General features: G+C 72.4%; 9 protein-coding genes and 2 pseudogenes. 7 read left to right on the top strand and 4 right to left on the bottom strand.

The window, feature by feature from the left end:
• Window positions 1-26: 26 nt before the first annotated feature.
• A complete protein-coding gene (locus U5640_RS40370; RefSeq protein WP_340384191.1) occupies window positions 27-500 on the bottom strand; it encodes a DUF6214 family protein in 474 nt (157 codons plus the stop codon).
• Between the two features lie 209 nt (window positions 501-709).
• Between U5640_RS40370 and U5640_RS40365 the strand changes: the two genes are divergently transcribed.
• The 3 genes and pseudogenes from U5640_RS40365 to U5640_RS40355 all read left to right on the top strand — a co-directional run bounded on the left by U5640_RS40365 (window position 710) and on the right by U5640_RS40355 (window position 4,641).
• A complete protein-coding gene (locus U5640_RS40365; protein WP_340384190.1) occupies window positions 710-2,101 on the top strand; it encodes an FAD-dependent oxidoreductase in 1,392 nt (463 codons plus the stop codon).
• A gap of 50 nt (window positions 2,102-2,151) precedes the next feature.
• The gene (locus U5640_RS40360; protein ID WP_340384189.1) at window positions 2,152-3,507 is read left to right on the top strand and encodes a nucleobase:cation symporter-2 family protein; all 1,356 of its coding nucleotides are present in this window, start codon (window positions 2,152-2,154) and stop codon (window positions 3,505-3,507) included.
• Between the two features lie 41 nt (window positions 3,508-3,548).
• Window positions 3,549-4,641: pseudogene (locus U5640_RS40355) on the top strand (IS630 family transposase).
• A 108-nt stretch (window positions 4,642-4,749) separates the two neighbouring features.
• On the opposite strand, the gene U5640_RS40350 reads toward U5640_RS40355, so the two are convergent.
• The gene (locus U5640_RS40350; protein WP_340384188.1) at window positions 4,750-6,051 is read right to left on the bottom strand and encodes a PHB depolymerase family esterase; all 1,302 of its coding nucleotides are present in this window, start codon (window positions 6,049-6,051) and stop codon (window positions 4,750-4,752) included.
• Window positions 6,052-6,476: 425 nt separating this feature from the next.
• Between U5640_RS40350 and U5640_RS40345 the strand changes: the two are divergent.
• Window positions 6,477-6,754 (top strand): annotated as a pseudogene (locus U5640_RS40345) (pectate lyase); the annotation flags it as partial.
• Window positions 6,755-6,785: 31 nt separating this feature from the next.
• Complete coding sequence (locus U5640_RS40340) at window positions 6,786-7,589, top strand: pectate lyase (RefSeq protein ID WP_340384187.1); 804 nt, start codon at window positions 6,786-6,788, stop codon at window positions 7,587-7,589.
• Here the strand turns inward: U5640_RS40340 and U5640_RS40335 are convergent.
• A complete protein-coding gene (locus U5640_RS40335) occupies window positions 7,576-8,424 on the bottom strand; it encodes a PaaX family transcriptional regulator C-terminal domain-containing protein (protein ID WP_340384186.1) in 849 nt (282 codons plus the stop codon). The genes U5640_RS40340 and U5640_RS40335 overlap by 14 nt on opposite strands.
• Window positions 8,425-8,487: 63 nt before the next feature.
• Between U5640_RS40335 and U5640_RS40330 the strand changes: the two genes are divergently transcribed.
• Window positions 8,488-10,164: an acyl-CoA dehydrogenase family protein gene (locus tag U5640_RS40330; RefSeq protein WP_340384185.1), complete on the top strand. Its 1,677-nt coding sequence runs from the start codon at window positions 8,488-8,490 to the stop codon at window positions 10,162-10,164.
• A gap of 1,040 nt (window positions 10,165-11,204) precedes the next feature.
• Here the strand turns inward: U5640_RS40330 and U5640_RS40325 are convergent.
• On the bottom strand, window positions 11,205-11,792 hold the full coding sequence (locus tag U5640_RS40325; protein WP_340384184.1) for a hypothetical protein: 588 nt from the start codon (window positions 11,790-11,792) through the stop codon (window positions 11,205-11,207).
• 216 nt (window positions 11,793-12,008) lie between these two features.
• Between U5640_RS40325 and U5640_RS40320 the strand changes: the two genes are divergently transcribed.
• Complete coding sequence (locus U5640_RS40320) at window positions 12,009-13,160, top strand: sialidase family protein (protein WP_340384183.1); 1,152 nt, start codon at window positions 12,009-12,011, stop codon at window positions 13,158-13,160.
• Window positions 13,161-13,162 lie beyond the last annotated feature (2 nt).

Below are 13,162 nucleotides of genomic sequence, written 5' to 3'. Positions count from 1 at the left end.
GGGGACCGGGTTTCCCCGGTCCCCGCTCATCCCTTCGCGTGACGCGGCGCCAGATAGCCGGCGTCCCGCGCCCGGGCGATCAGACGCAGGGACCCGCGACGGCTGTGCCCGGTCGCACTCATCACCGCGAGGATGGGGTCCGCGCCCTGCTGCTGGGCCGCCCGGTACTCCTGCGCGACCAGTCGGCACCCCTCGCTCCCGCGCGGCCAGGCCGGACGGGCGCGACGGGCACCGCCCGCCGCCGTCCCCCGCTCGGCCTGCGTCCCGCCTGCGCCCGCGCAGCTGTCGAAGAGCGGACCCTCGATCCAGTCCGCGAGCTCCGTCAGGTCGACCAGGGACAGGGGCGGCCGGGCGCGGACGTCCTCGAAGGACACGCACCCCCCGGACACCACGGCCAGCAGGTCCACCCCGGCGCCGTCGGCGAAGGCGAGCCGGACGTCGAACCAGGTCGCCGCGGGGTCGCCGTTCTCGCGCAGCTCCCACGCCGGTGACACGGTCACGGTCCCGTCCTCTGCGGAACGATCAGAAAGATTAAGGAAAGATGCTTCTAGCACACACGCAACGTAACCGCATGATCACTTTCCATACGAACGGACACGCACACGGGCCGCGGTGACGCACCCTGTCAGCGGAGCACCCTCGGTGCGATGCTGGAGGCACCAGCGCTCTCCTCCGTCGCACGGGTGTCGTGCGGGTAAGGGGTCACGCCGTGCTGCGTGTCGCCGTGGTCGGTTCCGGGCCGAGCGGGGTCTACACCGCCCAGAGCCTCGTCCAGCAGGATCCCGAGGTGCAGGTCGACGTCCTGGACCGGCTGCCCTGCCCGTACGGCCTGGTGCGGTACGGCGTGGCGCCGGACCACGAGAAGATCAAGTCGCTGCAGGGCACCCTGCGCACGGTGCTGGAGCACGAGCGGGTGCGGTTCCTCGGCGGGGTCGAGGTCGGTGCGGGCGGCGTGCCGGTCGCCCGGCTGCGCGAGCTGTACCACGCGGTGGTGTACTGCGTGGGCGCGGCGGCCGACCGCCGGCTGGACATCCCGGGCGAGGAACTCCCGGGCAGCTGGTCGGCGACGGAGTTCGTCTCCTGGTACAGCGCCCATCCGGACGCGGCCGACGAGGGGTTTCTGCGGGGCGTCCGCTCGGCGGTCGTGATCGGCGTGGGGAACGTCGCCGTGGACGTCACCCGCATCCTGGCGCGCGGCGCGGCCGAGCTGAGCCCCACCGACATGCCCCAGGCCGCGCTGACCGCGCTGGCCGCGAGCGGGGTCATGGACATCCACACGGTGGGCCGGCGCGGCCCCTCCCAGGCCCGCTTCACCACCAAGGAGCTGCGGGAACTCGGCGCGCTGCCGGACACGGACGTACGCGTGGACGCGGCGGAGCTGGCGCTCGACCCGGCGTACGGCGATCCGTCCGGGCTGCCGGCGGCACAGCGCCGCAACGTGGAGGTGCTGCGCGGCTGGACGGCCCTGCCGGCGCGGGACGTGCGGCGGCGCATCCGGCTCCGCTTCTTCCTGCGGCCGGTCGAACTGCTCGCCGTCGGGGGCCGGGTGGGCGCGGTGCGGTTCGAGCGGACCGCACCCGACGGCCGGGGCGGCGTGACGGGCACCGGCCGCCACGAGATCGTCGAGGCCCAGTTGGTGCTGCGGTCGGTGGGCTATCGCGGGGTGGAGCTGGAGGGGCTGCCGTTCGACGCGGTGCGGGGCACGGTGCCGCATACGGCCGGGCGGGTGGTACGCGCGGGCGCGGCCGCACCGGGCGAGTACGTGGCGGGCTGGATCAAGCGGGGGCCGACCGGGGTGATCGGCACCAACCGGCCGTGCGCGAAGGAGACGGCGACCTCGCTCCTCGAGGACGCCGCCCTGCTCGTACGCAGGCAGGTGCCGAAGGACGTGCTGCCGTCGTTGCGGGCGGCGGGGGCCGAGCCGGTCGGGTGGCAGGGGTGGCTGGGGATCGAGCGGGCCGAGGCGGAGCTGGGGGCCTCGCTGGGGCGGGACGTGGTGAAACTGCCCGACTGGGCGGCGTTGCGGACGGCCGTGGACCGGGCAGGGATCGCCGACGACCGCACACAGCGGCAACACCACGGAAATCAACAATCTGTTTAATCGGCGTACCGTTCCGTGCTGTTCGGACGTCGCCCCGCTCAGGAGTGCCCATGGCCACGACCGCACCCGTTCATCCCGTCGACGAGGTGCCTCCCGTACGGCAGTTGGCCGCCTTCGGCCTGCAGCACGTGCTCGCGATGTACGCCGGCGCGGTGGCCGTGCCGCTGATCGTGGGCGGGGCGATGAAGCTGTCGCCCGCCGACCTGGCGTATCTGATCACGGCCGATCTGCTGGTGTGCGGGATCGCCACGCTGATCCAGTGCGTCGGGTTCTGGCGCTTCGGTGTCCGGCTGCCGATCATGCAGGGGTGCACGTTCGCCGCCGTGTCGCCGATGGTGCTGATCGGGACGACGGGCGGCGGACTGACGGCGATCTACGGCTCGGTGATCGTGGCGGGGCTCGCGATCGTCCTGCTGGCCCCGGTGTTCGGCCGGCTGCTGCGGTTCTTCCCGCCCCTCGTCACCGGCACGGTGATCCTGGTCATCGGTCTCTCGCTGCTGCCGGTCGCGGGCAACTGGGCCGCGGGCGGCGTCGGTTCGCAGGACTTCGGGGAGCCGAAGAACCTCGCGCTGGCCGCCTTCGTCCTCGCCGTGGTGCTGGCGGTGCAGCGGTTCGCGCCGGCGTTCCTGAGCCGGATCGCGGTGCTGACCGGGATCACGGTCGGGCTGGTGGTGGCGGTGCCGTTCGGGTTCACCGACTTCGGCGGGGTCCAGGACGCCGACTGGCTGGGGATCAGCACCCCGTTCCACTTCGGGGCGCCCTCCTTCGAGGTCTCGGCGATCGTGTCGATGCTGGTGGTGGCGCTGGTGACGATGACGGAGACCACCGGTGACCTGATCGCGGTCGGCGAGATGACCGGCCGCCGGGTCGAGCCGCGCTCCCTCGCCGACGGGCTGCGCGCCGACGGACTGTCCACCGTCCTGGGCGGTGTGTTCAACACGTTCCCCTACACGGCGTACGCCCAGAACGTCGGTCTGGTCGGGATGACCCGGGTGCGCAGCCGCTGGGTGGTGGCCACCGCCGGCGGCATCCTCGTCCTGCTCGGTCTGCTGCCCAAGCTGGGCGCGGTGGTGGCGGCCGTGCCCGCACCGGTCCTCGGCGGTGCGGGGCTGGTGATGTTCGGGACGGTCGCCGCGAGCGGACTGCGCACCCTGGCGCGCGTCGACTTCCAGGACAACCACAACCTCACCGTGGTCGCCGTGTCCGTGGCCGTCGGGATGCTGCCGGTCGGGGTGCCGACCGTCTACGAGAAGTTCCCCGACTGGTTTCAGACGATCATGAACAGCGGTATCAGCGCGGGCTGTCTGACGGCGATCGTGCTCAACCTGGTCTTCAACCACCTTCCGGCGAAGGGCGGTGCGGCGCCGCGGACGGCGCCGTCACCGCCCACCGGCGGAGGGCTCTAGTGTCATGAGTCTTTATTTCGATACAGAAGTAGGCTGGGCTCATGGCGCGTATGGGTCGGCCGACGGTCGAGGTGGTTCTGACGGATGAGGAGCGAGAGACGCTGCTGCGCTGGTCACGGCGGGCAACGTCCTCGCAGGCTCTGGCGTTGAGGTGCCGGATCGTACTCGCGTGTGCTGATGGCGGCTCGAACACCGCGGTGGGAATGGAGCTTGGGGTCCACCCGGTCACGGTGGCCAAGTGGCGTAAGCGGTTCGCGGCCGACCGGCTCCAGGGTCTGTCGGACGAGCCGCGGCCCGGCCCGCCCCGCACGGTGAGCGACGAGAAAGTCGAGGAGGTGGTCGTGCGGACCCTGGAGACCACTCCGAAGAACGCCACGCACTGGTCGACACGGGACATGGCCGCGGCCAGCGGCCTGAGCCAGTCCACCGTCTCGCGGATCTGGCGGACCTTCGGCCTCAAACCACACCTGGTGGACACCTTCAAGCTGTCCAAGGACCCGCAGTTCATCGAGAAGGTCCGCGACGTTGTCGGCCTGTACCTGGACCCGCCCGAGCGGGCCATCGTCCTGTGCGTGGACGAGAAGTCACAGATCCAGGCGCTGGACCGGTCGGCGCCGGTGCTGCCGATGATGCCGGGCATGCCTGAGCGCCGCACCCACGACTACTTGCGCGGCGGCGTGACGACCCTGTTCGCCGCCCTGAACGCGGCCACCGGCGAGGTCATCAGCTCGCTCCACCGCCGGCACCGCGCGGTGGAGTTCAAGAAGTTCCTGGCCAAGCTGGACAAGGAGGTCCCAGACCATCTCGACGTCCACCTGATCTGCGACAACTACGCCACCCACAAGACGCCCGCGATCCAGAAGTGGCTGCTGGCCCATCCCCGGTTCCACATGCACTTCACCCCGACCAGCTTCGTCCTGGCTCAACCAGGTGGAGCGCTGGTTCGCACTGCTGACGGACAAGCAGATACGGCGTGGCGTCCACAGGAACGTCCAAGCCTTGGAGAAAGACATCCGGGCCTGGATCGCCGACTGGAACGACAACCCGAGGCCCTTCGTCTGGACGAAGACCGCTGACGAGATCTTCGAACGCCTCACCGGATATCTGAATCGAATCAAAGACTCAGGACACTAGAAGCGTCCTGAAGATCTTGAAATCGCGCCCGACTTGCACCGGTTCATAGTGATTGACATTGACTGGCAATCCGGGGCGAGTCAGGCGGCCGGAGCAAGATCTTCAGTCTCATCCCAGGGTGCAGGCGGCCCCGTTGAGGGTGAAGGCACCCGGCGCGGCGCTGTTGCCCGTGTGGTTCGCCTGGTAGCCGATGCTGATGCCGGCGTTCGGGGCGATGGTGGCGTCGTACGACACGTTCGTCGCCGTCACCGCACCGGCGGCCGGGCTGTACGTGGCGCCCCAGCCGTTGGTGACGGTCTGGCCGGAGGGCAGGGTGAAGGCGAGCTGCCAGCCGTTGACGGCGGTGGTGCCCGTGTTGGTGACGGTCACCGAGGCGGTCAGTCCGGTGCTCCAGGCGTTGGTCGTGGCGGTCACCTTGCAGCCACCGGGCTGGGGCTGGGGTGCGGGGCCGCCGCCGTCGAGGCCGAAGAACGTGAGGACGCGGGCCGCCATGCCGTAGGTGTACACGTTGTGGCCGGTGCCCTGGAGGCTGATGGCCTCCACGGGGGCCTGGTCACCGGTGCCGCCGTAGCGGGTGCGGGTCCAGCCTGACTGCGGTGCGTCCGTGGCGGCCGGGGTCTGCCCGATGCCGCGGACGTTCGTCCACTGCTTGATCTCCTCCCCGAAGTTGGGATAGCGCAGGACGTCGTCCACGGTGCCGTGCCAGAGCTGCATCCGTGGCCTGGCGCCGGTGTGCCCGGGGTAGGCGGCGCGGGCGATGTCGCCCCATTGCTGCGCGGTGTGGATCACCGTGCCGCCGGAGCAGGCGCTGTTCCACTCGGAGCCGTCGGTGGTGGCGAAGCAGCCGAAGGGGACGCCGGCGAAGGCGGCGCCCGCTGCGAAGACGTCCGGGTAGTCGCCGAGCAGGACGTTGGTCATCATCGCGCCGGAGGAGATGCCGGTGACGTAGATCCGGCCGGTGTCGGCGGCGTAGTTCGTGGTCACCCAGTCGACCATGGACTTGATGCCGACCGGGTCGCTGCCGCCGCCGCGCCGGAGCGCCTGCGGCGAGGAGACGTCGAAGCACTTGCTGCTGCGGGTGACCGACGGGTAGACCACGATGTACCCGTACCGGTCGGCCAGCGTGTCGTACTCGGTGCCGTTGTACATGTCGGGGCCGGAGCCGGTGCACCAGTGCACCGCGACCAGGACGGCCGGGTGCGCGGTGACGCTCGCCGGCACGTACACGTACATGCGCAGGCCGCTGGGGTTGGCACCGAAGCCGGTGACCTCGGTGAGGGTGGCGGTCGGGACGGGCGCCGCGGCCTGCGGACGGGCCACGGCGGCGGGGGCGGTGAGAAGGGCCGTCGCGAGCAGGAGCGCCAGGGCTCCGCCCAGGGAACGCAGTGCTCTGCGTAAGAAGTCGGGCACGTGCTTGTCCCTTTCTGTGGGGCTCGGGGGACGTCGTACGTGGAGTCCGCCTCGCATGGTGGCATGCGCATGCGCGCCATGGAAGCGCTCCCACTGCTTTCGCGCACGGCGGGTTCGTTCTGCGCAAAGCGTTGACTAGAAAGCGCTTGCCCTCTACGTTCCGTTCAGCAGTGTGACCGAGCTGCCTCCGGAAGATCCCTCAAGAGTGGCACTTGCGGCATTTCAGAGTTCAAGCACAAGTACAACAGTCATGAATGTGTTCTCCCCACTTTCCCCGAAGGGACGCATCCGCGTGTCCGGCAACCCCCCACGTACCCAGGCGCAAAGATCCACCCTCGTCGAGGCGGCCGCCGCTCTCGTCACCACGGCGTCGGTGCCCGCCCTCCCCCCAGCCGGCCGGCGCGGCCGACACCTCTCCGGTCGGGTTCGGCACCGGGCACTTCTACGACAACTGCGTCGTCGGCGCCGAAGCGCCGTCCACTCCCGGATGGGCGCCCGGATGCCGGTCGAGAACAACGTCTTCCGCTCGACCCTGGTCGCCGTCACCACCAGCCGGGACAGCGACGTGGACGGCCTCGGCGGAGCCGCGACCGAGGTGTCACGGGTGGGGACCTTCACCGAGCCGCCCTACAGCTGCACCGCCGAGCCCGCCTCGACCGTCGTCGCCTCGATGACGGCCGGAGCGGGCGCCGGAAAGCTCTGACCATCCCCGACGAGGAAGAAGGAATCGGGACATGACTTCTTCGGCACGTCCGCGCTCGTCCGTGCGCGCGCTGAGCGGCATACTGGCCACCCTTGGCCTCTCGATTGGCATGATCACGACATTGGGCTCCGCGCCCGCCAACGCCGCGACCTGGCCCACCGCGACCGGCAACAAGGCGGTCTCCTCCACCATCTCCGTGTCCGGGACCAAGGACTACGGGTACGTCCGCCTGTACGGCACCGGCGACCTGGGCAGCGGCAGCCAGGACGAGGACCAGGGGCCGATCCTGGAACTGGCCGACGGCGCCGTCCTGAAGAACGTCATCATCGGCGCCCCGGCCGCCGACGGCATCCACTGCAAGGGCAGCTGCACCCTGCAGAACGTGTGGTGGGAGGACGTCGGCGAGGACGCCGCCACCTTCAAGGGCGCCTCCTCGTCGAGCGTCTACACCGTCTACGGCGGGGGCGCGAAGGGGGCCAGCGACAAGGTGTTCCAGTTCAACGGCGCGGGCAAGCTGGTCGTCTCCAAGTTCGCCGTGCAGAACTTCGGCACCTTCGTCCGGTCCTGCGGCAACTGCAGGACGCAGTACAAGCGGTCGATCACCCTCAACACCATCGAGGTCACCTACCCGGGCGGCCGGATCGCCGGCATCAACACCAACTACGGCGACAGCGTGGCGCTGCGTGCCGTCACCGTGGTCGGCGACAGCAGCAGGAAGATCGTCCCGTGCCAGAAGTACATCGGGAACAACACGGGTGCGGAGCCGACCACCAACGGCACCAGCGCCGACGGCACGTACTGCAACTACACGGCGGCCGACATCACGTACAGGTAGTCCGCCCCTGTCCCGTCGTCCCCCCACGGTGAAGGCGGCCGTACGAAGCGTCCCCGCACGGCGCTTCGCACGGCCGCCGCTCCTGTGTCCGGGCGCCGAGGGCGATCCCGGCGAGCATGCGACTGTGGTGCTCGTAGGCGGTCCGCAGCGCCGGGCCCGGCCAGTCGGCGGGCAGCAGCGCGGGCGGCAGCACCGGGTCGGCCAGCAGATGCCGGACGACCGCGGCCAGCACCGTGAACAGCTCGGCCGGCCCGGGTGAGCGCTCCACGTGGGCCAGCAGGGCCCTCGCCGCGTCCGCCCAGGCGTCGAGCGGCCACAGACCGGCGGCCAGCTCGGCGTCGGGGGACGCCGGCCGGGTGGTGAAGCGCTGGAGGACCTGGTCGAGGTCGGTGGGCCAGCGGTGGCCCAGGTTGGCGGGGCGCAGCCAGACGCCCTCACGGAGTTCGGCGAGCCTGAGGGCGGTCAACCGGGTGCGCAGATCGGCGCGTTCGGCGGGCCCGCGGCCGGTCGCGGTGATCACCGCCATCTCCCAGTCGCCCTCCCACGCGCGCGTGTCGGGACTGACGGCGTCGTCCTGCCGGCGCTGCCGCTCCAGCAGCCGGTCGCTGAGCCGGTAGACCGTGTCCGTGCGCCGCAGATCACCGGCGGCGACCATCCTGCTGAGCGCGGCCCGCACGGTCGATCCGCCCACCCCGAAGGGTTCCACCCCCCGCACCAGGTCCCGCGCGGGCAGCTCGGGCGGGTGCGCCCCCAGCAGCAGGCTCAGCACCACCGACCGGGCCGACAGCGGGCGCAGCTCGACTGCTCCGGGTTCCGCCGGGACGTTCATCCGCATGGAAACGTACTGTACGACCTCCCTATTGCTGCACTATTGCTGCGACCGAAGGAAAAGTGCAACATGTCCCGCATGACCTCGACGCTCCCGCAGACCCCGCCGTACGCCACGCACGACGTGACCAATCAGCCGCCGCCGCTGTCCCCCTACGACGCGTCCGACGACACCGCCCTGCTGGAGGGGCTGCGACGGGAGGGCGCCGGCTGGGCGGAGGCGGACGTGCGCCGGCTCGGGCTGCTGGCCGGCGGCCCCGAGGCACAGGAGTGGAGCGAGCTGGCCAACCGGCACGCTCCGGTGCTGCGCGCGCACGACCGGTACGGCCACCGGGTCGACGAGGTCGACTTCCACCCGAGCTGGCACGAGCTGCTCCGGGTGGCGGTCGCCGAGGGGCAGGCGGGCGCGCCGTGGGCGGACGAACGGCCCGGCGCGCATGTCGCGCGGACGGCGGGCGGCCTGGTGTGGGGGCACACCGACGCCGGGCACGGCTGCCCGACGTCGATGACCTACGCGGCGGTGCCCGCCCTGCGCCGGCAGCCGGAGCTGGCGAAGGTGTACGAGCCGCTGCTGACGAGCCGGGAGTACGACCCGGGGCTGCGGGTGCCGACGGAGAAGCGCGGGCTGCTGGCCGGCATGGGGATGACCGAGAAGCAGGGCGGCTCGGACGTCCGCACCAACACCACGGCGGCCTCGCCGACGGCGGAGCCCGGTGTGTACACCCTGCGCGGGCACAAGTGGTTCACGTCGGCGCCGATGTGCGACCTGTTCCTGGTGCTGGCGCAGGCGCCGGGCGGGCTGTCCTGCTTCCTGGTGCCGCGCGTCCTGCCGGACGGCACCCGCAACACGTTCCGTGTCCAGCGGCTGAAGGACAAGCTGGGCAACCGCTCCAACGCGTCCTCCGAGCCGGAGTTCGACGGGACCGTGGCCTGGCTGGTGGGACCGGAGGGGCAGGGGGTCAAGACCATCATCGAGATGGTCAACTGCACCCGTCTGGACTGCGTGATGATGTCGGCGGCGCTGATGCGCAAGACGCTCGTCGAGGCGGGTCATCACGTACGGCACCGGAGCGCGTTCGGGGCCCGGCTGCTGGACCAGCCGCTGATGCGGAACGTCCTGGCCGATCTGGCGCTGGAGTCGGAGGCGGCGACCACGCTGACGCTGCGGCTGGCGGGGGCGGCCGACCGCGCGGTGCGCGGGGACGACGGCCAGGGGGCCGAGCCGGCCTTCCGGCGGATCGCCACCGCCGTCGGCAAGTACTGGGTGACCAAGCGGGGTCCGGCCTTCACGGCGGAGGCGCTGGAGTGCCTGGGCGGGAACGGTTACGTGGAGGACTCCGGCATGCCCCGCCACTACCGCGAGGCGCCGCTGCTGTCGATCTGGGAGGGCTCGGGGAACGTCAACGCCCTTGATGTCCTGCGCGCGTTGACGCGCGAACCGGAGACCGCCCAGGCGCTCTTCGGTGAACTCGCCCTGGCCCGGGGGGCGGACGCCCGGCTGGACGCGGCCGTCGCGCGGCTGCGGTCCGATCTCGGCACGGCGACACCGTCCGGGGCGCGCCGGCTGGTGGAACGCATGGCCCTCACCCTCCAGGCCTCCCTCCTGGTCCGGCACGCCCCGCCGGCCGTGGCGGACGCGTTCTGCGCGACCCGGCTCGGCGGCGACTGGGGCCACGCCTTCGGCACGCTTCCCGACGGGGCCGACGTCGACGGCATCCTGGAGCGGAGCCTTCCCGGCGCGCACTGACGCCCGTCGCCTGCGAGCGGCGTCGGATTCCGTGCCGCTTCCGCCCCGCCGCCCGCCGTCCGGGGCGGCTTCCGGCCGACCTGGTGTCCGGGTTCGGGATCTGCTGGAGGGTCGCGCCGGGCATCGCGCCGGGGAACACTCCGGGGATCACGCCGGGGGTCGGGCCCGCCACGCGCGCGTGACCGCGAGCGGTGCGAAGGACGGGGGGCGGGACCGGTCCCCGTCCCCCGGCGGCCTCCGCGTGCTGGTGGTCGTGCGGCCCGACCTGTGGTGACGACGGTGGCCGCCCGGGGTGACGAGGGTCGGGGGGCAGCGGTGCGGGCCCCGGCCGGGGCCGGGGATTCGCGTGCGGTCCGGGTGCCGGCCCGGCTGACGGAGACCTCGCGCGTCCTGTCCCGCAACCTGGGTTCCGCCGTCGCTTACGTGAGCCGACCCGGGAGCGGTGCTGCCCGTCCTGCCACGGAAGTCGGCTCACGGCAACGCTACCGGGCACGCCGCGCGCGGTCGGGTCCGGCCCGGCGGCGGCGCGCGCGGCGCTGCCTGTGCTCCGCCGGACGGCATCCCCGGGCGCTCCGGCGGCGCTCCGGGCCGGCCGCCGACTGCGCGATGGCCGGGTCGCCGGGGAAAGGGAGCCGGCCGCCGCCGCTGCCCGGGTCGCCGGGCCGGTGGAGTCGGCCTTCGCCCCTCCCCCGCGCGCCGCCCGTAGCCAGGCCCGGCCCGGCCCGGCAGCACCGCACGCGCGGCCCTGGCCCTGCTCCACCGGACGGCATCCCCCGGGCGCGCCGCCGGCAGTCCGCGACGGCCGTCGCCTGCGCCATGACCCGGGTCAGCCGGGAGGCGGGAGCCGACGGTCGCCGCTCCCCCGCGCGCCGTCCGGGCCGCGCACCGCACACGCGCATGGGCATCGCCGCCTGTCAGGCCGTCCAGGCACCGGCGCGGTGCCCCCGCGGGACCTGGCCGCGGGGAAGTCGCCTCATCCCGTCGGTACGCCGGCCGCCCGGACGGGAACCGCAGGCAGGACGTCCCGAGGGCCGTGCCGGTCAGCTCATCGGGCGGCGGCCCCGGAGGGCGTCGAAGCGGGCCCAGTCGGTGTCCCACTGTTCGATGCGGCGCTGCTCCAGACGTCCGCGCAGGAGCCGGCCGGCCGCGAAGGGCAGGGCCGCCGCGGCGACACCGGCCAGGCCGCCCACCATGGCGGAGCGCAGCCGGGCCTGGTCCGGGGTGGCGGGCCGGGTGACCAGCCGGCCTTGGCGGTCCGTCCAGACGGTGACCGGCGTGCCGGTGGGGCTGCCGGTCGCGACCCGGACCTGACCGGTGTGCGAGGAGCCGTCCGGGCCGGTCCAGCCGACCTTCGCCCAGACCATGTCGCCACCGGCCGAGCCGGGCTGCCGGTCGGCCTTCCCGGGCGCCGGTTCGGTCAGCCGGGCCTCCAGGGGACGCCACTCGACGCGCTCTCTGGCCAGCCCGTGTTCGACAGACCCGGCGGCCCCCCATCCCGCCAGGACCCCGACGAGGACGGTCAGTGCCCAGGCACCGAGCACGACCCAGGCCTCCACCGCGTCGGCGCGACGCCTGAGCGGGTTGCGCCGCCAGCGCCACAGCCACACCTTCGGACCACGGAACGCCATCGAAGGCTTCCTCCTCATGAGCGCACGAACATCCTTGGACCGCCCTCCCATACGGGGCGCGCGGTCCGGATGCTCAGGGCGAGTGGCTCGTTCCGGTGGCCGCACGTGTCCCGTCGGCCCCGCGGCCGTCCGTCCGGGCGGGGGCCGAGGCGCCGCTGACGGGTCCGGCACGACGGCTGTGACCTGCGGAGACGGTCTGTCCGGAGGTGACTGTCAGTGGCGGGGTGCAGACTGGCCGGTGTCCGGGACAACGAGGTCGAGGACACAGTGGAGGAGAGCGGCATGACCGAGGTACTGCTCGCCGTGGGCACGCGCAAAGGCCTGTTCATCGGGCGTCGGCGCGCAGGCACATGGGAGTTCGACGCATCCCCGTACTTCAACGCACAGGCGATCTATTCGGTCGCCATCGACACCCGGGGCGAGCGGCCGCGGCTGCTGGCCGGCGGCGACAGCGCGCACTGGGGCCCGTCCGTGTTCCACTCCGACGACCTCGGCCGGACCTGGACCGAACCGGCCACGCCCGCCGTCAGGTTCCCGCAGGACACGGAGGCGTCCCTGGAGCGGGTGTGGCAGCTGCACCCGGCGGCGGCCGAACCCGACGTGGTCTACGCGGGGACGGAACCTGCGGCGCTGTACCGCTCGGAGGACCGTGGGGAGACCTTCGAGCTGGTCCGCCCGCTCTGGGAGCACCCGACGCGCTCGAAGTGGGTGCCGGGCGGCGGCGGGGAGGGGCTGCACACCGTCCTCACCGACCGGCGCGACCCCGACGCGGTGACGGTGGCGGTGTCCACGGCCGGGGTCTTCCGCAGCACCGACGGCGGGGCGAGCTGGCAGCCCTCCAACTCCGGGGTCTCGGCGGTGTTCCTGCCGGATCCGCACCCGGAGTTCGGCCAGTGCGTGCACAAGATCGCCCAGGACGCGGCGACCCCGGACCGGCTCTATCTGCAGAACCACTGGGGCGTGTACCGCAGCGACGACACCGGCCGCAGCTGGACGGACATCGGCGCGGGCCTGCCCTCCACCTTCGGCTTCGCGGCCGCCGCCCATCCCACGCGCGGGGACACGGCGTACGTCTTCCCGATCAACGCCGACGCGGACCGGGTCCCCGCCGGCCACCGGTGCCGGGTCTTCCGTACGGCGGACGCGGGCGCGAGCTGGGAGCCGCTCACAGCGGGTCTGCCGCAGGAGGACCACTACGGCACGGTCCTGCGCGACGCGCTGTGCACGGACGACGCGGACCCGGCGGGCGTGTACTTCGGCAACCGCAACGGCGAGGTGTTCGCCTCGGCGGACGACGGCGACAGCTGGCGGCAGTTGGCGTCCCATCTGCCGGACGTGCTCTGTGTGCGGGCCGCGGTGGTCGGATGAGC

Source organism: Streptomyces sp. SS7, assembly GCF_037993025.1.
Classification (GTDB): Bacteria; Actinomycetota; Actinomycetes; order Streptomycetales; family Streptomycetaceae; genus Streptomyces.
Note: the sequence above shows the minus strand (reverse complement) of the source record. Positions and strands in the feature narration are given on the sequence as shown.